Source organism: Microbacterium sp. SZ1 (assembly GCF_002362255.1).
Lineage (GTDB): Bacteria > Actinomycetota > Actinomycetes > Actinomycetales > Microbacteriaceae > Microbacterium.
On the sequence record NZ_LPVV01000002.1, the window covers coordinates 84,658 to 106,576 of the forward strand.

The following is a 21,919-nucleotide window of genomic DNA, read 5'->3' on the forward strand; positions in this document are numbered from 1 at the left end:
ACAGAGTCATGACTCTCCGAGACGACGCGGTCGCGGACGTGGCCGGGGCACCAGACGCCCCGGCCGCGCCCCCGGCCCGGTCATCGAGATCGCTGCGCACCCGCTGGCTCGGTGCGCAGCCGATCGGCGGCCTGTTCGCGCTGCCGTATCTCGTGTTCGTGCTGGCGATCTTCGCGTTCCCCCTCGGCTTCGCGGTCTACATCGCCTTCCACGACTACTTCTTCACCGCACCGGGCGCGGTGGTCGAGCGTCCGTTCGTCGGATTCGACAACTTCGTCACCGTGCTCACCGACCCGCGGGTGCTCGGCGCGTTCCGCAACACCCTCATCTTCCTCGTCATCAACGTGCCGCTCACCGCCGTGCTGTCGCTCGTGCTCGCGGCGGCGCTGAACACCGGCATCCGCTGGGCAGCCGCCTACCGTGTCGCGTTCTACGTGCCGTACCTCACGGCGAGCGTCTCGCTCGTCGGCGTGTGGATGCTGCTGTTCTCGGGCAACGGCCTGATCAACACGATCCTCGGGCCGCTCGCCCCCGACCCCTCGTGGCTCGTGAACAGCGGGCTGGCGATGCCGATGATCGCGTTCTACGTGACGTGGAAGCAGCTCGGCTTCTACATACTGCTCTACCTGGCGGCGCTGCAGAACGTGCCCAAGGAGCTGTACGAATCGGCCGAGACAGACGGCGCCGGGGCCTTCGCCCGGTTCTGGAATGTCACGGTGCCCGGGGTGCGCAGCGCGACGACGCTGGTGCTGATCCTGTCGATCATCACCGGTGCGAACCTCTTCACCGAGCCGTACCTGCTCACGAACGGCGGCGGACCCGACGGTGCGTCGACGACCCCGGTGCTGCTGATCTACCAGCTGGGCATCCAGCAGCAGAACCCCGACACCGCGGCGGCGATCGGCATGATCCTCGTGATCCTCGTCGGCATGCTGTCGCTCTTGGCCAACCGCGCGACGAGGGAGCGATGATGACCCGCCGACGTTCACTGCCCCGCATCCTCAGCATCATCCTGCTGATGGCCGCGGCGATCGGATTCGCGTTCCCGTTCTACTTCATGCTGGTCGGGGCGTTCCAGGAGAGCCCGACGAACTCGCCGAGCGAGCTGCTGCCCACGAGCGGCTGGACGGTCGACAACTTCGTCGCGATCGACTCACGGATCGACCTCGTCGGATCGCTCGTCAACTCGCTCATCTTCACGCTGGGCGTGCTGCTCGGGACCGTCGTGTTCGGGCTGCTCGCCGGGTACGCGATCGCCCGCCTGGACTTCCGCGGGCGCGGCGTCGTCTGGGTGCTCATGCTGCTCGTGCAGATGGTGCCGTTCCAGCTGCTGATGATCCCGCTCTACGTGCAGATCACGCGCAACTACGGCCTCGGCGACTCGTATCTCGGCATGATCCTGCCGTTCCTCATCAACACCACGGCGGTGTTCATCTTCGTGCAGTTCTTCAAGGCGCTGCCCGCGGAGATCTTCGAGGCCGCCCGCATCGACGGGGCCGGCGAGATCCGGCTGCTGACCTCGGTCGCGATCCCGCTGATCCGCCCGGCTCTCGTGACAGTCGTGCTCGTCACGTTCATCGGCCCCTGGAACGAATTCCTCTGGCCGTTCCTCATCACGAAGGATGCCGCACTGCAGCCGCTCGCGGTGTCGCTCGCCAACTACATCTCCAACGTCGCGCAGTCGACGGCGAACCCGAACGGGGCGATCCTCGCCGGGGCGACGGCTCTGGCGTTCCCCGTCGTGATCCTGTTCATCGTCTTCCAGCGCTATTTCACCGCCACCGACCTCGGCGCGGCGGTCAAGGGCTGACGCCCGCCGACCCGCCAGAAAGGACACCCATGTTCACCGGAGCATCCTTCCCCCTCGGTCCGTTCACCCCCTACGAGGGCAACCCGATCCTGCGTCCGAAGGGAGACAGCTGGGAGTCGGCGAACCTGTACAACCCGGCCGCTCTCGTCGACGGCGACGAGGTCGTGCTGCTGTACCGCGCGCACGCCGACGACATCGTGTCGCACATCGGCATCGCGCGGTCGAGCGACGGAGTGAACTTCACCCGCGAGGACGCGCCGATCCTGTCGCCGTCGGAGGACTACGAGCGCTACGGCTGTGAGGACCCGCGCATCGCGCTCATCGACGGCACCTACTACCTCACGTACACGGGGTGGGACCGCCGCAGCGCGCAGCTGTGCCTGGCGACCTCAACCGACCTGCGCACCTGGACCAAGCACGGCCCCCTCTTCGACGACTTCGACACCTTCAAGACCATGGACCCGCGGGGGTTCAACTGGTCGAAGGCCGGGGTCATCGTCCCCCGGAAGATGCACGGGAAGTGGTGGATGTACTTCGGCGAGGGCGGCATCTACTGGGCGACGAGCGACGACCTCATCCACTGGACGCCCGGCACGCCCGACACCGAGCCGATGTACTCGCCGACGCCCGGCACCTGGGACGAGGCGCTCGTCGAGATCGGCACTTCGCCCGTCGTCACCGACAACGGCCTGCTCGTGATGCTCACGAACGGCGCGACGCGCACCGTGCACGACGACGGCACGGTCGACGTCGACTACCGCTGCGGCCAGATCGCGATCGACCCCGATCAGCCGACGAAAGTGCTCGGGCGACTGCAGGAACCGTGGCTGCGCCCGCAGACGTTCGAGGATCTGAACGGACTCGTGTCGAACGTCACGTTCGTCGAGGGTCTGGTGAAGTTCCATGGGAAGTGGTTCGCGTACTACGGCCAGTCCGACACGACGCTCGCGGTCGCGATCCACGACCCGTCCGAGCCGTGGGGCCGGGCGCTGAGGGAGGAGTCATGACGATCTCGCGTCGCGCCTTCCTGACCGCCGCGGCGGCGAGCTCGGCGCTCGTGCTGCTGCCGACCGGGCGTCCGGATGCCGCGGCGGCGTCTTCGGCATCCGCCCTGCCGCTGCACGCGCCCGCCGAGGCGGCGCGGGGACAGCGGCTCACGAACCTCGCGCACCTGCGGTTCCTGCTCGCGGAGGTGCCGGTCGCGGCGAGCGCCACGCACACGACGTTCGGCATCGAGACCGCGCCGACCGTGAGGGCGCCGTGGACCTACGCCGACACCGACGGCGCGGGCGGATATCGACCGGTGGGCGGCGGCACGCGAGACGCCGTGACGGGGTACTGGACGCAGGGCGCCTACAACGCCGACGACATCGCGCGTGCGGCCGTCGTGTTCCTGCGCGACTGGAAGGCTTCCGGCGACACGCAGAGCCGTGATGAGGCGCGGGACGTGATGCGATCCCTGGCGTTCCTCCAGACGGTCTCGGGACCGAACGCGGGCCGCGTCGTGCTCTGGCAGCAGGAGGACGGCACGCTGAATCCGAGCGCGATCCCTGTGGAGTTGCCCGACCCGTCGGACTCCGCGGAGTCCTACTGGCTGGCCCGCTCCGTCTGGGCATTCGGCGAGGGGTACGCCGCCTTCGCCGCGGAGGATGCCGCGTTCGCGGCCTTCCTGCTCGAGCGCCTGCACCTGTGCCTCGACGCGCTGGGTCGCGAGTCGCTGTCGCGCGCTGGGCAGTTCGTGCGCAGCGACGGCCGCGACCTGCCCGCCTGGCTGATCGCCGGAGGAGCGGATGCCACGGCCGAGGCCATGCTCGGGCTCGCGGCCGCCGCCGAGGCCGGCGACCGGCGCAGTCGAGACGCGCTCGCGACGTACGGCGAGGCCGTGGCGGCGATGGCGACGGATCCGCGCGGCGGGTGGCCGTTCGGCGCCGTGCTGCCGTGGACCGGATCGCTCGGCTTCTGGCACGCGTGGGGTGCGGCGGCGCCGGAGGCGCTCGGTCGTGCCGGGGCGCTACTGCGTCGACGGGACTGGGTTCAGGCGTCGGTGGCGGATGCCGGCACGTTCACGCCGCAGGTGCTCGCCTCGGGCGGCCCGCACAACGCGTGGGCGCCGTTGCCCGCCGAAGCGCAGATCGCGTACGGCGCCCACGGTCGCGTGGCCGGTGCGCTCGCTGCCGCGGCGGCCGGTGGCGGCGAGGGACTGCGCCTGATCGCGGGTCTCGTCGCCGGCTGGTTCTTCGGCGCGAACACGGCCGGTCAGCCTGTGTACGACCCTGAGACCGGCGTCACGTTCGACGGCGTCGAGACCGACGGGCGCATCAACCGCAACTCCGGCGCCGAGTCGACCATTCACGGCCTGCTCACGATGCTGCTGCTCGACGCGAACCCCGACGTCGCGGCCCTCGCGACCTCGATCACCGGACTGCGCTCGTTCTCGGGGCTGCGAGTGCTCGAGGCGGAGAGTGCGCGGCTGTCGGCGGGGTGCGTGGTGGAGCGGCCGGCTGGCGGCGCGTGGACCGGCGAGGGCAACCTCTCGGGCGGCGCGTTCGTGCGAGTGCCGGCCGGCGAGACGGTGGAGTTCGACGTGACGGAGGCCGGCGGCATCCTGCACGCTCTGATCTGGCGGCAGGCCGCCGATGCCGGGGATGCGGTGTGGGAGGTGTACCGCGGCCGCAAGAGGCTGTGGAGCACCCGCACTCCGGCCGGCGGCACGGGCGACCGCGGCCTCACGGAGGCCGACGGGATGCTGGTGCCGCAGCGCCTCGGCGATCTCCCGGCCGACGCGGTGGTCGTGCGGTGCACGAGCCGCGGCGATGTGCGGCTCGACGCGCTCGTGATCCAGCCGGCCGTGGCGACGGCGGTGTACGCGACGACGTCCGGCTCGGCGGTGCTGTACGCCGAGGGCACGGGTCGCGACCAGCGCGTCGCCGCCCTCGCCCCGGGCTCGGGTCGGGCGTACGAGGCCGACGGCTCACAGCGCGGGCAGGCCGTCGGCGGCGGGAAGGTGCGGGTGCGCGGCGGCGGCTTCACGGTGACGCGCTGAGCGGCATCCTCCTTCTTCCTCTCGCCGACCCACCCCTTTCCGCCTGATCCACCCCTTTGCGCACCGCTCGCAAGGGGGTGGCTCGCGCGGAAAGGGGGGGTCGGCGGCGGGCGCGGGGGGGCGGCGGCGCGGCCGGGGGTGGGCCGGCGGCGAGGGGCGAGGTCGGCGCGTACCCTGGCGATGTGTTCACCAACGACCCGCTGCCCGACCGCCCCGCTCCCGACAACCCGACCGGCAAGCTCGTGCTGCTGCGGCACGGCGAGACCGAGTGGTCGAAGGCGGGGAAGCACACCGGGCTCACCGACATTCCGCTGACCCCTCGCGGCGAGGACCTCGCCCGCGGCGCAGGGCGACTCGTGGCCGACTACGACTTCTCCCTCGTGCTCGCGTCTCCCCTGGAGCGAGCCCGCCGCACGGCCGAGCTCGCCGGTCTGCGCGCCGAGGTGGATCCGCTGCTCGTCGAGTGGGACTACGGCGGCTACGAGGGCCGCACGACCAAGGACATCCGGGCCGAGCTCGGCTACGACTGGAGCGCCTTCACGCACGGCGTCGTGCGCGGAGAGACGCCGGGCGAGACCGTCGAGGAGGTCGCCGCGCGGGCATCCCGCGTGCTCACGCGCGTGCTGCCCGTGCTCGCGGAGGGCGACGTCGCCCTGGTCGCGCACGGCCACTTCCTCCGCATCCTCACCGCCGTGTACCTGCGGCTCGCTCCGCGCTTCGGCGCGCAGATCTCGCTCAACGCCGGGTCGGTCTCGGTGCTGAGCTTCTATCGCGAGCAGCCGGCCATCCTCTCCTGGAACTACGGGCTCGAGCTGCCCCTCGCGCCGTCGGAGTCCTGACGCGGAACCCGGTACGTGATGTCGCAGGGCCGGAGTAGCCTGCCCGTCATGACGACGATGTCGACGGAGACGACGAGGTGGCTGCTCGACGGAGATCCGGCGGTGCGCTGGCAGGTCGAGCGCGACCTGCTCCGCGCGCCGGATGCCGTGTGGCAGGCGACCCGGGCGCGGGTGGCGACGGAGGGGTTCGGAGCCGCACTGCTGGCGAAGCAGGATGCCGATGGGCAGTGGGCCGGCGGCGCACACTTCCCCGCCGGCTTCTTCGAGACCGGCGGCCCGGCCGAACCGGACCAGCCGTGGGTCGCGACCTCCTGGTCGCTGAATCAGCTGCGCGAGTGGGGCGTCGATGCCGCCGCGCTCGGCGACACCGCGGAGCGCCTCGACCGGAACTGCCGCTGGGAGTACGACGACATGCCCTTCTGGGGCGGCGAGGTCGACGTCTGCATCAACGCCTTCACGCTCGCGAACGGCGCCTGGCTCGGCGCCGACGTCTCGCGGCTCGTGGCGTGGTTCCCCGAACACCGACTGGCGGACGGCGGCTGGAACTGCGAGGCCGAGGAGGGCGACTCGGTGCGGTCGTCGTTCCACTCCACGCTGAACGCGGTGCGCGGGATGCTGTCGTACGAGCGCTACACCGGCGACACGTCTCTGCGCGAGGCCCGACATTCGGGCGAGGAGTACCTGCTGCGCCGTCGGCTGCTGTACCGGGAGTCGACCGGCGAGCGGGTCGGCGACTTCGTCGATCACTTCGTGTACCCGCCGCGGTATCGGTACAGCGCGCTCACCGCGCTCGACCACTTCCGTGAGGCGGCGGTGGTCGACGGCATCCCACCGGACGAGCGGATCGCGGATGCCGTAGAGCTCGTCCGCTCCGCCCGCCAGCCCGACGGGACCTGGCTGCAGGGCGCTCCCCTGCGCGGGCGCACCTGGTTCGACGTCGATGCGCCCGAGGGCGAGCCCTCGCGCTGGCTGACGCTGATCGGCGCGCGCGTGCTCGCCTGGGCTGATCGCGGCTAGCGGTCGTCCGCCGCGGTCAGGCCACGCGTCGCACGGACACCGCGAAGATCGACGGGTCGCCCTGCAGGTCCAGGTCGACCTTCAGGCCCGTGCTCGTCGTCGTGATGTCGAACGCGATCGTCGCGTTCGTGCACTGCGTCGGGTTCGGTGAGGGCTCGGCATCCAGATCGCCCCCGGATGCCGCGATCGTGCCGTCGCCTCGGCAGGCGATCTGTGCCTGGTAGGTGCCGGGCTCGAGCGACGAGAACTGCGACCTGTAGTGGGCGGACGACGGCTCGCTGAGCCACCCGGACAGTGAGCCGACGTACCCGTCGGTGTCCGATCCCGGTACGACGGTCTCCGCCCAGTCGGGGATCTCGTCGACGAGGATGGGGAGCTTCTTCGCCGCCGCGGGATCCGGCGTGGGTTCGGGTGAGGTCGTTACCGTGGCGGACGCCGATGGGGCAGGGGACGGGTCGCGCTCAGCATCCGCCGGCGTGCAGCCGACCACCCCCACCGTCGCCGCGAGAACCAGCCCGACCGTCGCCATCCGTCTCCCGTCCATGCCTCCACGCTACGGAGGCCTCAGGAGAGCGCAAGCCCTCTCGTTCCGAGCGAGCGGACGGTCGGATCGGATCCGCGCGCGGCTGCCGCTGCGAGCAGTCCCGTCGCCGGCGCCAGGCAGACGATCAGGCCGGGCTGCAACACGACCGACACGACCAGCGCGACCGGCGCGGCGATCCCGAGGATCCAGGACGCTCGCCCCGTCATCGCCGCGCTCGCGGCGCCGACGACGACTCCGGTGATCGCCGCCACCGCCGCCGGCCCGACAGCCTGGTTCCAGTACGCGACGCCGCTCATCGGCGCGTACTCGTCGCCGACCAGGGTCGCTGAGCCGTATCGGGTCCAGCCGAGGATCCAGGCGACGGATGCCGCGGCGAGCACCACCAGGCACGCCCTGGCGGCACCATCGCTCCTCACGAGCAGGGCGACGAGGCCGCCGACCACGACCGCGACGAACCACATGAGGCCCAGGATCACGGCGACTCCCAGGTAGCCGATGCCGTCGGCGCACGTCCACGTGTCGGCGCCTTCGCTCCCCGGCGCACCCATGCTGCAGCTGAGGTGCAGCTGCTCCCTGACGAGTGCGAAGGCCGCGCCACCGAAGAGGACCCAGGCCACGCCACCGGCGAGCACCGAGGCGACGGCGAGGAGGACACCGGTGCGCTCCGTGCGTGTGCGCTTCGATCGGCTCATGTACGAGGCACCTTAGCAGGGCGGCTCGCGCCGCAGCATCCCGGCATACGACACGCCGTTCTTTTGAATCATTCAAAATAACGTGTAGTGTCGGGGCCATGGAAACCACACTCGAGTCGGCGCTTCACGACGCCGGTCTGAGGGCGACCGCGGGCCGCGTCGCCGTTCTCGAGGCGATGGAATCCATGGCCCACACGGATGCGGAGCGCGTGTTCCGCGCAGTCTCCGAGGTGCTGCCGACGACGTCGATCCAGTCGGTGCACAACATCCTCGCGGACCTGACGACGGCGGGCCTGCTCCGCCGGATCGAACCGGCAGGATCCGCGGCGCTCTACGAACGGCGCATCGGCGACAACCACCACCACATCGTCTGCACCGGCTGCGGTGCGATCGGCGATGTGGACTGCGTGGTCGGCGAAGCGCCGTGCCTCACCCCGTCTTCGGCCGGGGGATTCACCGTCCAGACAGCCGAAGTCACCTTCTGGGGCCTCTGCCCCAGTTGCCAGAACGCCGCGTAGGCGTGTCCGTCGACGCCCCCGGAACCCCGGGTGCACTCGTCGCGCCCACGCGCAGAAGGAGAAGATCATGACCGACCCATCCACCACGCCCCTGCCCGCGACCACCACGCAGACGGGCACGCCGGTCGCCAGCGACGCGCACTCCCTCACCGTCGGCGCCGACGGCCCCACGGTTCTGCACGACCGCTACCTGGTCGAGAAGCTCGCCTCGTTCAACCGCGAGCGCGTGCCGGAGCGCAACCCGCACGCCAAGGGCGGCGGCGCGTTCGGCGAGTTCGTCGTCACCGAGGACGTGTCGGCGTACACCCGCGCGGCCGTGTTCCAGCCGGGCGCCACCAGCGAGACGCTGCTGCGCTTCTCGTCGGTCGCCGGTGAGCAGGGCTCGCCCGACACCTGGCGCGACGTGCGCGGCTTCTCGCTGCGCTTCTACACGACCGAGGGCAACCTCGACATCGTCGGCAACAACACCCCCACCTTCTTCATCCGCGACGCGATGAAGTTCCCGGACTTCATCCACTCGCAGAAGCGCCTCGGCGACTCGGGCCTGCGGAATGCCGACATGCAGTGGGACTTCTGGACCCTCTCGCCCGAGTCGGCCCACCAGGTCACGTACCTGATGGGCGACCGCGGTCTGCCGCGCAGCTGGCGCCACATGAACGGCTACGGCTCACACACGTACCAGTGGGTCAACGCCCAGGGCGAGCGCTTCTGGGTGCAGTACCACTTCCTGTCGAACCAGGGCGTCGAGGCGATGGGCGCGGCCGAGGCCGAGCAGCTCGCGGGATCGGATGCCGACTACTACCGTCGCGACCTGTTCGACGCGATCACCCGCGGCGAGCACCCCTCGTGGGACGTCTACGTGCAGATCATGCCGTACGAGGAGGCCAAGGCCTACCGCTTCAACCCGTTCGACCTGACGAAGACCTGGTCGAAGAAGGACTACCCGCGCATCAAGGTCGGCACGTTCACGCTGAACCGCAACCCGCAGAACTTCTTCGCCGAGATCGAGCAGGCGGCGTTCTCGCCCGGCAACCAGGTGCCCGGCACCGGCATCTCGCCCGACAAGATGCTGATGGCCCGCGTCTTCGCGTACCCCGACGCCCAGCGTCACCGCGTCGGCACGAACTACAACCAGCTGCCCGTGAACCAGCCGCACGCGGCCGAGGTGCGCAACTACATGCACGAGGGCAACATGCAGTACCACTTCAACCCGGCCGAGCACCGCGTGTACACGCCGAACTCGTACGGTCCCGCGGGTGGCCCCGCCGCCGACCCGCTGGCCGGCGTCGAGGCGAGCTGGGAGTCCGACGGCGAGCTGATCCGCTCCGCCGCGACCCTGCACCTCGACGACGACGACTTCGGTCAGGCCGGAACCCTGTACCGCACGGTCTTCGACGACGAGCAGCGCGCCCGCTTCCTCGAGACCCTCACGGGTCAGGGCCGCGGTCTCACGGTCGACGCGATCCGCGAGCGCTTCTTCCAGTACTGGACGAACGTCGACGCCGCACTGGGCGAGGCTCTGCGCCGCGCCGTCTGACGCATCCCCGTTCCGTCGAGGCCCACCGCGACCGTCGAGACCCACCGCCCGCACCGTGCGGGAGGGTGGGTCTCGGCGGGACCGGTGGGTTTCGGCGTCTCGGGGCGAGGCGGACGGGAGGAGAATGGATGCCGTGGCCGTTCCCCTCTCCGATCTGAACAGCATGCCCGCGCCGCAGCAGGTCTACGCGGCCGACGGCACCCGCCTCGCGACCTACACCTGGGGAGAGCTCGACGCCCCGGTCGTGGTGATCGTGCACGGATTCGCGTCGAGCGCTCGCGACACCTGGGTGCTCACGGGCTGGGTGCGGCAGCTGACGCAGGCCGGGTACCGAGTGCTCGCGCTCGACCAGCGCGGCCACGGGCTCAGCGAGAAGCCGCATCAGGCGGATGCGTACGGCATCCGCACCCTCGCCACGGACGTCGAGTCGGTGATGGACGCGTACCTCGTCGATGAGGCGTTCTACGTCGGGTACTCGCTCGGCGCCCGGGTCGGGTGGGAAGTCGTGCGCGATCTGCCGCAGCGCATCGGCCGGGCCGTGCTGGGCGGTGTGCCCGACGGCATCCCCCTCGCCCGTCTTGATCTCGCCCAGGTGCGCGCGTATCTCGAAGACGGGGTGCCGGTGGGCGATCCGACCACCCAGAACTACATCGCGCTGACCGAGCGCGTGCCTGGCAACGACCTGCGGGCGCTCGTGGCGCTCGCGGAGGGGCTGCGTTCATCGCGCACGATCGACCCGGACCCCTCGAACGCGCCCGCGTCGCCGATCCTGTTCGCGACGGGGTCGAAGGACGCGATCATCGAGGGCTCTCGCGCGCTCGCGGAGGCCGCACCGCAGGGTCGGTTCTTCGAGATCCCCGACCGCAACCACTTCAACGCCCCCGGATCGCGGGCGTTCAAGGAGGCGGCGCTGGCCTTCCTCGCCGAGGGGTGACCCCGGCGCCTCCTCGCCCGACCTCGCCCCCGAGCCGGACCCCGCACCCGAACGCGCACACAACGGGGGCCGACACGCCAGCTGTCGAACGCTTCGGCAGGAAACGTCCGTCAGGCGGCGTGTCGGCCCCCGGGTGTGAGGCCACGGAGTGAGACCTCGGAACGCGAAGGGTCGGTCAGACGGTCGCGTCCTCGCGCTTGGGCAGCACCCAACCCGCGCGCGGGAAGTGGCAGGTGTAGCCGTTGGGGTAGCGGATCAGGTAGTCCTGGTGCTCGGGCTCGGCCTCCCAGAACGGACCCTCGGGCTCGATCGTGGTGACGGCCTTGCCCGGCCACAGCCCGGAGGCGTCCACGTCGGCGATGGTGTCGCGGGCGACGCGCTCCTGCTCGGGGCTGAGCGGGAAGATCGCCGACCGGTAGCTCGAGCCGATGTCGTTGCCCTGGCGGTTCAGGGTCGACGGGTCATGGATCTGGAAGAAGAACGCGAGGATGTCGCGGTACGTCGTCTTCGTCGGGTCGAACACGATCTCCACGGCCTCCGCGTGACCCGGGTGGTTGCGGTAGGTGGCGTGGTCGTTCTGACCGCCGGTGTAGCCGACGCGGGTGTCGAGCACGCCGGGCTGACGGCGGATGAGGTCTTCCATGCCCCAGAAGCAGCCGCCGGCGAGGACGGCGGTCTCGGTTCCGGGGGTGCGGGTGATGGTGCCGGTGTCGGTCATGACTGCTCCTCAGAGGTTCGGGTGGCGGTGGTGTCGAAGAGGCGGCTGTATCGACCGTAGCCCTCCTCCTCGAGTCGGTCGACCGGGATGAAGCGCAGGGCGGCCGAGTTCATGCAGTAGCGCAGGCCGCCGTCGGCGACGGGTCCGTCGTCGAAGACGTGCCCGAGGTGGCTGTCGGCGCCGGTGGAGCGGGCCTCGGTGCGGGTCATCCACAGCTTGCGGTCGGTGCGGGTGGTGACGGCACCCGCGTCGATCGGCTTGGTGAAGCTCGGCCATCCGGTGCCGCTGTCGTACTTGTCGGTCGACGAGAACAGCGGCTGTCCCGAGACGACGTCGACATAGATGCCGTCGTCATGGTTGTTCCAGTACGCGTTGTGGAAGGGCGGCTCGGTACCGTCCTCCTGCGTCACCTCGTACTGCAGGTGCGTGAGCTCGCTGATGGCCTGCGGGGTCTTGCCGTAGTCGTTCGACATGGTCCTGTCTCCTTTGTCCGACGCGGCTGGCTGCGGCGTCATAGGGAAGAACAGAGCGGATGCCGGATTTGGTCCCGCGGGGCTGTGAGCGCGCTGTGAGTTTCAGCGGAGTCGATAGAGTTGCACCTCTGCACGCACCTGCACTCTGACCCTGGGGAGAACGCACATGTCGGTTGGTCTGCTCGCCGTCGTCGACGACATTCTGAGCGCGGCGATGAAGGCGTCGGCCAAGGCGGCCGGGGTCGTGATCGACGATGCCGCTGTGACGCCGCAGTACGTGCAGGGCATCACGCCGGCGCGAGAGCTGCCGGTCGTCGCGAAGATCGCACTGGGATCGCTGGCGAACAAGTTCGTGATCATCATCCCGATCGCGTTGCTGCTGACGGCGTTCGCACCGTGGGTGCTGCCGTACCTGCTGATCCTGGGCGGCGCGTACCTGTGCTTCGAGGGTGCCGAGAAGGTGCTCGAGTGGTTCGGCGTGCACCACGGTCATGCCGACGAGGGCGCCCGCAATGAGAACAAGCTCGTGTGGGGTGCGGTGCGCACCGACCTGATCCTCTCGACCGAGATCATGCTCATCTCGCTCGCGAATCTCGAGGCGGGGTTGGACCTCTGGACGACCCTCGCCATCCTCGCGGTGATCGCGGTGCTGATGACGGGTGTCGTGTACGGCGCCGTCGCGCTGCTGGTGAAGATCGACGACATCGGCCTGAAGATGGCGAAGAGTCCGGAGCGGCGCGTGCGCCATACGGGTACTCGCATCGTGCGGTCGATGCCGGCTGTGTTCCGTTTCATCAGCATCCTCGGCACGGTCGCGATGCTGTGGGTCGGCGGCCATCTGCTGCTCGTGAACCTCGGCGAGGTGGGCTGGCACTTCCCGGTCGACGTGCTGCACGCCGTGGAGCACGCGCTCGAGCCGGCCGGTGCGGTCGTGGTCTGGATCGTCGACACGATCATCTCGGCGATCGCCGGGCTCATCGCCGGGCTGGTCATCGTCGGAATCGTGCTCGGGATCGGACGGATGCTGGGCAAGAAGCCGAGCTTCCACGAGGGCGAGGAATCCCCCGCCGACGTGCACGTCTGAGTCCCATCGCCTGAGCGACGGACGCTCAGGCATGGGGTTGGACTCTCTCAGGCGGCGATGTCGTAGCGGGCGCGGCCGCCGAGGCGTGGGGTGCGGGTGGGGTCGACGGTGGCGGGTGGGATGAGCCAGACCCGTGCGGTGGTGCCGGCGCCGTCGATGCGGATGTCCCACCCGTTGTCGTGGATGCGATGATGACACGACTCGCACAGCAGCACCCCGTTGGCCAGATCCGTCGGCCCGGTATCCCGGTGCCACCACCGGAGGTGGTGGGCTTTCGTCATCTGTGGTGGAAGTCCGCACATGGCGCATCCGCCGTCGCGTTCGACGAGGGCCAGGCGTTGCGCCCGGGTGAAGAGTCGTTTCTCGCGTCCCCAGTCGAGGATCTCGCTGTCGGCTCCGAGAACCGCGGGGATCACTGCCCCGCTCGCGGCGATGCGCCGGCAGGTGCTGATGCTCGCGGGCCGGTCGGTGCCGTCGATCGTCGCGACGCCCGTTCCTGCGGTCAGGTCGTCGAGGGAGACGCGCACCACGACGGTCGCGCCGGTGGTCGGCATCCCGCCGTTGTCGCAGGCGATCGCGTGCTCGCAGATCGCGGTGAGCGCGTCGGCCTGGATCATCGCCACGGTGCGATGATCCGCGTCGCCCGCGTCCGGGTCCGGTGCCTGCGCACGCGCCTGGAACGTCGCCCCGACGAACGCGTGGATCGCTGCTCTGATCGGTGCGCCCGAGGCGATGTCGGTCTGCAGGGTCAGGTGCAGCGAGCCGTCGCGCTCGAACATCGTCAGCGCCCGCTGCGACCGGGCCGCTTCCTCGCGCGGGGCGACGCCGTCGGGGTCGAGCCAGGCCTCGGCGCGGACGACCAGCTTGCGCACATCGTCGAGCGACAGCCCTCGCGCCCGCTCCACCAGCAGCCGTTCCGCCTCGTCGACGCGCGTGAGGTCGACCGTGAGGCGAGCACGATCGAGCAGCGTCACGATGATCGCCGCACCCGCGGCACTCAGCTCTCCCGCGGCGAGCACCCTCTGCAGGAACGGGTATCGCGGTGGCAGCGCCTCCCCGAGCAGGTTCGCCCGGGGCGCGGTCGCCTCGCCGACCTTCACAAGCCGCGAGGCGTCGCCGGTCGATGCGCCTGTCGTCGCGGCGATCATGGTCGCCGGCGACCGGAACCCCTGTTGCTTCGCGAGTCCTTCGGCTCCGAGTTCCGGTCGGGACTCCCGGGCGATCCCGGCGGCGATCTCGGCGTGGATCCCGTCGAGCCTGCGCTGCATCACCCCGACCGCCTGATGCGCGACGAGCAGCTGTGTCCGCGACAGCTCGGCACCGTTCGCGGCGTCGGCCCACGCCTCGTCGAGGCGCCAGAGGGCCTCGACGAGCGGGATCAGATGCGGGTTGGCCATGCCCCCAGTTTAGTACTTATGTTCGAGTGCAGTGTGGAATGCCGGCATCCGATCGCAGAGCAAACTCCCGCCGAAGAAGACGAAACCCCACGCAGTCCTCAGTGCCTGCGGTCGGGACTCCGCAGCCACTCCTCGAACGTGATTCGCCCCTGCAGAGCGCCCGCATCGCCCCGCAGCACTCCCGAGGCGAGCCCCCGCCCGTACGTCCCCGGCAGCCGCACCTCGAGCACGCCCCGACGCCGCCCCTCGACTGCCAGCTGTCGCCGCGCCACGTCGACCAACACCTCGTCGCGAGGACCGACCAGATCCCGCGCCCGCTCGACCGGCCCGCCCTCGGCCACGCGCACGAGATGCGTGCCGACCTCGCGCGCCGCCACCGGACGCATGAGCAGCTTCGGCACCAGCGCGAACGGCCCCTTCATGCCCGACAGCACCTGCCCCGCGAACTCGTGGAACTGCCCCGCTCGGGCGATCGTGAACGGCACGGCTCCCGCCGCCACGGCCCGCTCCTGAGCCAGCTTGCCCGCATAGTACGAGGCGTCGATGCCGTCGATGCCGACGATCGACAGGGCGACATGGTGACCCACCCCCACCCGGCGCTCGGCCTCGAGCAGGTTCCGCGTCGCGGCCTCGAAGAACGCGGTCGCCTTCTTCGCCGAGAGCGTGGTTCCGCTGTTCGTGGCGTCGATGACGGCATCCGCCGCGTCCAGAGCGGCATCGAGCCCCGCCCCCGTCAGCACGTCGACGCCGCGCGACCGCGCCAGCACCACGACGTCGTGTCCGGCATCCTGCGCCGCCTCGACGGCGTATCGCCCGACGACTCCCGTTCCTCCTGCGACCGCGATCCTCATCCGCATCCTCCCTGCTGTCGTGCTCCCCGACGCGCATACGCACGCCCTCACCTGAGATGACGACGCAGCCCGGCAGAGTGTCAGGCTCACATCTCCGGACGCCGCGTCGTCATATCCTGCGAGAGCAGCGCGCGAGAGGAGCCGGTGTGGACGACGACCTGGACGAGGTGTTCCGCGAGCGTCGGCGCCTGCTCGCGCTCGGGTATCGCATGACCGGCACGATGGCGGATGCCGAAGACGTCGTGCAGGAGACCTATCTGCGCTGGTACCGTCTCGACGACCGCGAGCGCGCCGCGATCGCGAACCCCGCCGGCTGGCTGACGACCGTCGCGGGGCGCGTCGCCCTCGACCTGCTCGGCTCCGCCAGGCGGCGGCGCGAGCAGTACGTGGGTCCGTGGCTGCCGGAGCCTGTGCCCGCCGACCTGTTCCGTGGGACTGCGCCGGCCAGGGCCGCGTCGACGGACGATCCGCTCGACCGCGTCACGCTCGACGACGATGTCTCCACCGCGCTGCTCGTCGTGCTCGAGGCGATGACCCCGGCCGAGCGGGTCGCCTTCGTGCTGCACGACGTCTTCGACGTGCCCTTCGACGACATCGCCCAGGCCGTGGGCCGCTCGGCCGCCGCCGTGCGCCAGCTCGCCTCCTCGGCGAGGCGTCACGTGCGCGAGAACCGCGCGCAGGCCGTGCCGCGCGCCGAGCACGACCGCGTGGTGCGCGCGTTCCAGGAGGCCACGCGCACGGGCGAGGTCGCGAGCCTGCTGCGGTTCCTCGCGCCCGACGTGCAGCTGCACAGCGACGGCGGCGGCTTCGTGAGCGCGGCGCGCAACATCGTGACCGGCGCCGACCGGGTCGCGCGCTTCCTGCTCGGCATCGCGGCGAAGCATCCGGAACTGACACTCGAGGAGCAGCAGCTCGCGGGCGGCGTCGGGTTCGTGTTCCGCAACGGACCGGCTGTCCACTCCGTGATGGAGTTCCAGGTGCAGGAGGGGCGCATCACTCGCCTGTGGATCGTGCTGAACCCCGAGAAGCTCACCCTGTGGGGGTCCTCGAGCTGAGCTGTCGGAGAGCGCGGGACGCCGGCCCGACGGCATCCTGCTAGCGTCGTCCTGCGCACCCGAACGCCCACGCAGGAGATCCGATGAGCGACCCCCAGATCCGGGATGCGGAGACGGCCGACCTCGACGCCATCACCGACATCCACAACCACGCCGTCGTGCACACCACGGCGATCTGGAACGAGGACGCCGTCGACGTCGCGGACCGAGCCGCCTGGCTCGCCGCGCGACAGGGGCGCGGATACCCCGTGATCGTCGCCGTCGACGACACCGGCGTCGTCGGCTACGCCTCGTTCGGCGAGTGGCGTCCCCACAGCGGGTTCCGCCACACCGTCGAGCACTCGATCTACGTGCGCGGCGACCAGCAGGGCCGCGGCATCGGCACGGCGCTGATGGGCGAGCTCATCGAGCGCGCCCGCCGCCTCGGCATCCACGTCATGGTCGCGGCCGTCGAGAGCGGCAACCTCCCCTCGATCGTGCTGCACAAGCGCCTCGACTTCCTCCAGGTCGGACGGATGCCGCAGGTCGGCGCCAAGTTCGGTCGCTGGCTCGACCTGACGTTCCTGCAGCTGATCCTCGACGACCGCCCTTTCCCGCCGGACCTCGCCGGCGCCGACGAAGCCGACGGAGCCGCCGAGTGAACCTCTTCGTCTGGCTCGTCGAAGCCTTCAACTCGCAGTGGGTGCTCCCTGGCGGACAGACGCTGCTCGTCCGCGAGGTCGTCGGCAACGCGTTCGGTCTCGCGAGCGCTCTGGGCGGTATGCGCCGCAAGGTGTGGGCCTGGCCGGTCGGCATCGTCGGCAACGTGCTGCTGCTCACGGTGTTCCTCGGCACCATCCTCAACCCCGACCACGAGCTGCCGCATCTGCTCGGCCAGGCCGGGCGCCAGATCATGTTCATCGTCGTCGCGATCTACGGCTGGGTGCGGTGGAAGCAGGCGTCGGACCACGGCGGGCGGGTGACCCCGCGATGGGCGCCGAACGGCGCCCGGATCGGCCTCGTGCTCGCCCTCGTGATCGGCACCGTGGCGCTGACCCCGCTGTTCCGGGCGCTCGGGTCGTACGAGCCGGTGTGGGCCGACGCCTGGACCTTCGTCGGGTCGCTGCTCGCCACCTACGGCATGGCGAAGGGCTGGACGGAGTTCTGGCTCATCTGGATCGCCGTCGACGTCGTCGGGGTGCCGCTGCTGTTCGCCTCAGGGTTCTACGCGACCGGGTTCATGTACGTGTTCTACGGCGTGTTCACGGCTGTCGGCTTCGTGGTGTGGTGCCGTGCGCAGGCGAACGAGAAGCCGCAGGTCGACACCCTGATGCCGGATCCACGGCCGCAGACCGCGCCGATCAGCACTGCCCGGCGTCGTCGTCGCTGACTCGCCCCTGTGACGGCATGTGTCGGTGACGCTGGCCCGAAACGCCGACGCACGGTTTCCTGGACCGCATGACCCGCCAGATCCGCTTCAACGCCTTCGACATGAACTGCGTCGCCCACCAGTCGTCCGGCCTGTGGCGCCACCCCGACGACCGCTCGCGGCAGTACAACACCATCTCGTACTGGACCGACCTCGCGAAGCTGCTCGAGAGCGCGACCTTCGACGGCATCTTCATCGCCGACGTGCTCGGCACCTACGACGTGTACGGCGGCACGAACGAGGCCGCGATCCGCAACGGCGCCCAGGTGCCCGTGAACGACCCGATCCTGCTCGTGAGCGCCATGGCGGCCGTGACCGAGCACCTGGGCTTCGGCGTCACCGCCGGCACCGCCTTCGAGCATCCGTACCCATTCGCCCGTCGCCTCAGCACACTCGACCACCTCACGCAGGGCCGCGTGGGCTGGAACGTCGTGACCGGATATCTGCCAAGCGCCGCCCGCAACATGGGCCAGACCGACCAGCTCGCCCACGACGACCGCTACGACCACGCCGACGAGTACGTCGAGGTGCTCTACAAGCTGTGGGAGGGGTCGTGGGAGGACGACGCCGTGGTCGAGGACCGTGAGCGCGGCATCTTCACCGACCCGGCGAAGGTGCACCCGATCGGGCATGAGGGGAAGCACTTCAGCGTCCCCGGCATCCACATCTCCGAGCCGTCGCCGCAGCGCACGCCCGTGATCTACCAGGCGGGCGCGAGCCCCCGCGGCGTGAAGTTCGCGACGGAGAACGCCGAGGCCATCTTCGTGGCGGCGCCGTCGAAGGAGGTGCTGGCCGGCACGGTGAAGCGCATCCGCGACGCGCTCGAAGCCGCCGGCCGCGACCGCTACGACGCCCGCATCTACACGCTGCTCACGGTGATCACCGGCGCCACCTCGGAGGAGGCCGCGGCGAAGCACGCCGAGTACCTGTCGTACGCGAGCCCCGAGGGCGCGCTGACGTTCATGTCGGGCTGGATGGGCGTCGACCTGTCGCAATACAAAGAGGACGAGCCGGTCGGGAACGTCGAGTCCAACGCCATCCAGTCGGTGCTGCAGCACCTCAAGGAGGAGGCCGACCTCGGCCGCGAGTGGACCGTCGGCGACTTCGGCCGCCACAATGCGATCGGCGGTCTCGGCCCGACGATCGTCGGCTCGGGCGAGGAGATCGCCGACGAGCTGCAGTCCTGGGTCGACGAGACCGACATCGACGGCTTCAACCTCGCCTACGCCGTCACGCCCGGCACCTGGCAGGACGTGATCGAGCACGTCATCCCGGTGCTGCGTGCACGCGGCGCCTACCCCGAGGAGTACACGCCCGGCACTTTGCGTCACAAACTGCACGGCAAGGGCGACCGGGTGCAGGACACGCATCGCGCGGCCCGGTACCGGGTGGGCGCGCGCGTCGGCTGAGCCTGCCACTTCTGCGGTGGAGGGCACGAATCGCGGATGCCGGCGCGCACAGCATCCGCAATTCCTGCCCATCTCCGCAGATCGTGTCGGCCGTTGGCCGGATTCCGAGGGATGCTGTCCGCCCGCCCGCTCGCGTCATCTCCGGCTGCGAGTGAGACTGGCGCCATGCGCATCGACGACTTCCCCGTTCCCGACACGGCCGCCGCGCGCGGCGCACTCGCCCTGGCGCGGGAGTACCACTCGCCCTCGATCCTGAACCACGTCACGCGCTCATGGCTGTGGGCCGAGGCGTTCGCGGCCATCGAGGGGTTCGATGCCATCGATCACGAGCTGCTCTACGTCGCGGCGATGCTGCACGACATCGGCCTCACGCCCGAGTTCGACAACCACACCCTCGCGTACGAGCATGCGGGCGGGCACGTCGGCGTCGCGCTGACGGCAGGAGCGGGATGGGATGCCGTGCGGCGCCGCCGCGTGCTCGACGTGATCATCGAGCACAACTGGCCGGTCGTGGATCCGGCGCAGGATGCCGAGGGCTACCTGCTGGAGATCGCCACCGCGCTCGACATCTCGGGCGCGCGGCCGGATGGCCTGCCAGCCCAGTTCCTCCACGAGGTGCTCGCCGCCCATCCGCGTCTCGAGCTCGCGCACGAGTTCGGCGCCGCCGTGGTCGACCAGGCCGAGCGGAAGCCGTCGACCTCCGCCTGCCGCCTCGTCGACGGCGGCGTCGTGCGCAAGCTCCGCGACAATCCCCTCGAGAGCCTGACCTGACACGGGCGGTTCGGGAAAACCCCAGGTCGCGGGTACAGGTTAAGCAATCCGTTATGTCGCGCTGAGAAGTCGAACTTTCCACTTATCTGCGTGGTGGACATAATCGATCTCGAAGGGTTCAGCCACACCCGAGATCCCCTCACCCGACGAGCAACGGAGCCGTCGATGACGACGCTCCGTGTTTCGTGACACCTCGAGCGATGGCGCCTCGGCGCGCCATGGAAGGACTTCGTCATGCCTGCTTCACAGCATCTCCGCCGTCACGGGAGCACTCCGGCCCGCTGGATCGGCGCCGTCGCCTTCGGCGCGGCATCCGTCCTCGTCCTCGCCGGCTGCGGCGGGTCGGGCGACTCCGGTGACTCGGGCGGCGAGGGCGGATCGCAGACCCTCGTGTTCGGTCTCTCCGCCGAGCCGGCCACCCCCATCACCGGCATGCAGCAGGGCGGTGCCGTGAACCAGCTGCTCACCATGGTGCATCGCGGACTCATGACGTACGACGAGAAGGGCGCCGTGGTGCCCGGTGTCGCCGAATCGGTCGACACGAGCGACCCCACGAAGTACGTGTTCACGCTGCGTCCCGACCTGACGTTCCACGACGACACCCCGCTCACGGCCGACAACGTGAAGAACTCCCTCGACTACTACCGCGACCCCGCGAACGGCTCGCAGCTCGCCGCCGGTCTCAAGGACATCACCGATATCACCGCCGACGGCGACACCGTCACCATCACGCTCGCGCAGCCGAACACCGCGTTCCTGCAGTACCTGGCCCTGCCGTTCGCCGCGATCGTGCCCGACTCGTCGCTCAACGCCGACACGGCGAACTGGGTCGGCGCCGGCCCCTTCGAGATGACGAACCTCGACCAGGGCATCGGCCTCACGGTCGAGAAGAACGAGGACTACTACGACGCTGACGAGGTGTCGCTCGACAGCATCGAGGTGAAGTTCTACCCCGACGGCGAGGCCCGCACGAACGCGCTGCTGAGCGGCGACGTCGACATGATCGAGTACGTGCCGTGGGAGAACTTCCAGCGGGTGTCGGATGCCGGGCTCACGGTCGACGCGCAGCAGGGCCCGTTCCAGTACGTCCAGTTCAACGTCACCGACGGCCCGTTCGCCGACCCGAAGGTGCGCCAGGCGGTCGCCTATGCGCTGAACCGCGAGAACGCGGTGACCGCGGCGTTCCAGAGCAACGGCGCCCCGCTCGACGGCATCGTGATCCCGGAGGACGACCCCGCATACGACCCGAAGGCGGCCGAGCTGTGGAGCTACGACCCCGAGAAGGCCAAGGAGCTGCTGGCGGATGCCGGGTACCCCGACGGCTTCTCCGCGACGCTTCTCTCGACCTCGCAGTACACCTTCCTGCAGGACAACGCGCTGTCGGTGCAGGAGGACCTGCGCGCCGTCGGCATCGACGTCACGCTCGACGCTCCTGACTGGTCGACGCGGGTCAGCAAGGGCAACGCGGGCGAGTACGACCTCGCCGTCTCCGGCGACGCCGGCGTCATCACCGACCCGTCGTACCTTCTGAACTGGGTCGTCGACAGCCGCAACTTCAACGTCGGCTGGGGCTACTCGAACGAGACGCTGCGCGGCCTGATCGAAGACGGCCTTCGCGCCGCCGACGACGACGCGGCGAAGAAGGAGATCTACGCGCAGATCGCCGACATCTGGGCGGAGGACGTACCCTTCGCGTCGATCAACACCCGCGAGCAGGCGTACGCCTACAACGACAAGGTGAAGGGCTTCGAGACGCTGCCCGGATTCCTCGTCTTCTACAGCTCCCTCAACCTGGCTCACGCCTCCGTGGAGTGACCAG

At 70.0% G+C, this 21,919-nt stretch carries 21 protein-coding genes and 2 pseudogenes; 16 read left to right on the top strand and 7 right to left on the bottom strand.

Annotated features, from left to right (window positions below):
- Positions 1-8: 8 nt before the first annotated feature.
- The 6 genes from AUC47_RS01745 to AUC47_RS01770 all read left to right on the top strand — a co-directional run bounded on the left by AUC47_RS01745 (position 9) and on the right by AUC47_RS01770 (position 6,709).
- Complete coding sequence (locus tag AUC47_RS01745) at positions 9-971, top strand: carbohydrate ABC transporter permease (protein ID WP_256999398.1); 963 nt, start codon at positions 9-11, stop codon at positions 969-971.
- A complete protein-coding gene (locus tag AUC47_RS01750; protein WP_096713520.1) occupies positions 968-1,810 on the top strand; it encodes a carbohydrate ABC transporter permease in 843 nt (280 codons plus the stop codon). The genes AUC47_RS01745 and AUC47_RS01750 overlap by 4 nt, the downstream gene beginning before the upstream one ends.
- Before the next feature lie 29 nt (positions 1,811-1,839).
- A complete protein-coding gene (locus AUC47_RS01755) occupies positions 1,840-2,817 on the top strand; it encodes a glycoside hydrolase family 130 protein (RefSeq protein WP_096713521.1) in 978 nt (325 codons plus the stop codon).
- A complete protein-coding gene (locus AUC47_RS01760) occupies positions 2,814-4,853 on the top strand; it encodes a hypothetical protein (protein ID WP_096713522.1) in 2,040 nt (679 codons plus the stop codon). The genes AUC47_RS01755 and AUC47_RS01760 overlap by 4 nt, the downstream gene beginning before the upstream one ends.
- 182 nt (positions 4,854-5,035) lie before the next feature.
- Positions 5,036-5,692, top strand: a complete 657-nt coding sequence (locus AUC47_RS01765; protein ID WP_256999399.1) for a histidine phosphatase family protein — start codon at positions 5,036-5,038, stop codon at positions 5,690-5,692.
- Positions 5,693-5,749: 57 nt separating this feature from the next.
- Positions 5,750-6,709: a squalene cyclase gene (locus AUC47_RS01770; protein WP_096713614.1), complete on the top strand. Its 960-nt coding sequence runs from the start codon at positions 5,750-5,752 to the stop codon at positions 6,707-6,709.
- 16 nt (positions 6,710-6,725) lie between these two features.
- Here AUC47_RS01770 and AUC47_RS01775 read toward each other — a convergent pair whose 3' ends face one another.
- Together AUC47_RS01775 and AUC47_RS01780 are read right to left on the bottom strand one after the other, a co-directional pair.
- The gene (locus AUC47_RS01775) at positions 6,726-7,253 is read right to left on the bottom strand and encodes a hypothetical protein (protein WP_143740683.1); all 528 of its coding nucleotides are present in this window, start codon (positions 7,251-7,253) and stop codon (positions 6,726-6,728) included.
- Positions 7,254-7,273: 20 nt separating this feature from the next.
- Positions 7,274-7,945, bottom strand: coding sequence for a hypothetical protein (locus AUC47_RS01780; protein WP_096713524.1), 672 nt, complete (start codon positions 7,943-7,945; stop codon positions 7,274-7,276).
- Between the two features lie 98 nt (positions 7,946-8,043).
- Between AUC47_RS01780 and AUC47_RS01785 the strand changes: the two are divergent.
- Positions 8,044-8,337: pseudogene (locus tag AUC47_RS01785) on the top strand (Fur family transcriptional regulator); the annotation flags it as partial.
- Here the strand turns inward: AUC47_RS01785 and AUC47_RS16990 are convergent.
- A pseudogene (locus AUC47_RS16990) lies at positions 8,257-8,532 on the bottom strand (hypothetical protein); the annotation flags it as partial. The pseudogenes AUC47_RS01785 and AUC47_RS16990 sit on opposite strands and share 81 nt — an antisense overlap.
- Here AUC47_RS16990 and AUC47_RS01790 point away from each other — a divergent pair.
- The gene (locus AUC47_RS01790) at positions 8,531-10,000 is read left to right on the top strand and encodes a catalase (protein WP_096713526.1); all 1,470 of its coding nucleotides are present in this window, start codon (positions 8,531-8,533) and stop codon (positions 9,998-10,000) included. The pseudogene AUC47_RS16990 and the gene AUC47_RS01790 overlap by 2 nt on opposite strands.
- A 124-nt stretch (positions 10,001-10,124) precedes the next feature.
- Positions 10,125-10,934, top strand: a complete 810-nt coding sequence (locus AUC47_RS01795; RefSeq protein ID WP_096713527.1) for an alpha/beta fold hydrolase — start codon at positions 10,125-10,127, stop codon at positions 10,932-10,934.
- A gap of 175 nt (positions 10,935-11,109) precedes the next feature.
- On the opposite strand, the gene msrA is transcribed toward AUC47_RS01795, so the two are convergent.
- Together msrA and msrB are read right to left on the bottom strand one after the other, a co-directional pair.
- The gene (gene msrA, locus AUC47_RS01800; protein ID WP_096713528.1) at positions 11,110-11,652 is read right to left on the bottom strand and encodes a peptide-methionine (S)-S-oxide reductase MsrA; all 543 of its coding nucleotides are present in this window, start codon (positions 11,650-11,652) and stop codon (positions 11,110-11,112) included.
- Entirely contained in the window at positions 11,649-12,125 is a 477-nt protein-coding gene (msrB, locus tag AUC47_RS01805) for a peptide-methionine (R)-S-oxide reductase MsrB (protein WP_096713529.1), read from the bottom strand. The genes msrA and msrB overlap by 4 nt, the downstream gene beginning before the upstream one ends.
- A gap of 166 nt (positions 12,126-12,291) precedes the next feature.
- Here msrB and AUC47_RS01810 point away from each other — a divergent pair, with 166 nt between their 5' ends.
- Complete coding sequence (locus AUC47_RS01810) at positions 12,292-13,209, top strand: DUF808 domain-containing protein (protein WP_096713530.1); 918 nt, start codon at positions 12,292-12,294, stop codon at positions 13,207-13,209.
- Positions 13,210-13,256: 47 nt separating this feature from the next.
- Here the strand turns inward: AUC47_RS01810 and AUC47_RS01815 are convergent, their stop codons facing one another.
- Both AUC47_RS01815 and AUC47_RS01820 read right to left on the bottom strand, forming a co-directional pair.
- On the bottom strand, positions 13,257-14,606 hold the full coding sequence (locus AUC47_RS01815; RefSeq protein WP_096713531.1) for an HNH endonuclease: 1,350 nt from the start codon (positions 14,604-14,606) through the stop codon (positions 13,257-13,259).
- Between the two features lie 98 nt (positions 14,607-14,704).
- Positions 14,705-15,457 (bottom strand): SDR family oxidoreductase, encoded by a 753-nt coding sequence (locus AUC47_RS01820; RefSeq protein ID WP_096713532.1) that lies wholly within the window; start codon positions 15,455-15,457, stop codon positions 14,705-14,707.
- A gap of 146 nt (positions 15,458-15,603) precedes the next feature.
- Between AUC47_RS01820 and sigJ the strand changes: the two genes are divergently transcribed.
- The 6 genes from sigJ to AUC47_RS01850 all read left to right on the top strand — a co-directional run bounded on the left by sigJ (position 15,604) and on the right by AUC47_RS01850 (position 21,915).
- Positions 15,604-16,512, top strand: a complete 909-nt coding sequence (sigJ, locus tag AUC47_RS01825) for an RNA polymerase sigma factor SigJ (RefSeq protein WP_256999400.1) — start codon at positions 15,604-15,606, stop codon at positions 16,510-16,512.
- Positions 16,513-16,595: 83 nt separating this feature from the next.
- Positions 16,596-17,153 (top strand): GNAT family N-acetyltransferase, encoded by a 558-nt coding sequence (locus AUC47_RS01830; protein WP_096713534.1) that lies wholly within the window; start codon positions 16,596-16,598, stop codon positions 17,151-17,153.
- Positions 17,150-17,881, top strand: a complete 732-nt coding sequence (gene pnuC / locus AUC47_RS01835) for a nicotinamide riboside transporter PnuC (RefSeq protein WP_096713535.1) — start codon at positions 17,150-17,152, stop codon at positions 17,879-17,881. The genes AUC47_RS01830 and pnuC overlap by 4 nt, the downstream gene beginning before the upstream one ends.
- Before the next feature lie 68 nt (positions 17,882-17,949).
- The gene (locus AUC47_RS01840; RefSeq protein WP_096713536.1) at positions 17,950-19,329 is read left to right on the top strand and encodes an LLM class flavin-dependent oxidoreductase; all 1,380 of its coding nucleotides are present in this window, start codon (positions 17,950-17,952) and stop codon (positions 19,327-19,329) included.
- 165 nt (positions 19,330-19,494) lie between these two features.
- Positions 19,495-20,100 carry an HD domain-containing protein gene (locus AUC47_RS01845; protein WP_096713537.1) on the top strand — a complete coding sequence of 202 codons (606 nt, stop codon included), beginning with the start codon at positions 19,495-19,497 and terminating at the stop codon, positions 20,098-20,100.
- A 234-nt stretch (positions 20,101-20,334) separates the two neighbouring features.
- Complete coding sequence (locus AUC47_RS01850) at positions 20,335-21,915, top strand: ABC transporter substrate-binding protein (protein ID WP_096713538.1); 1,581 nt, start codon at positions 20,335-20,337, stop codon at positions 21,913-21,915.
- Positions 21,916-21,919 lie beyond the last annotated feature (4 nt).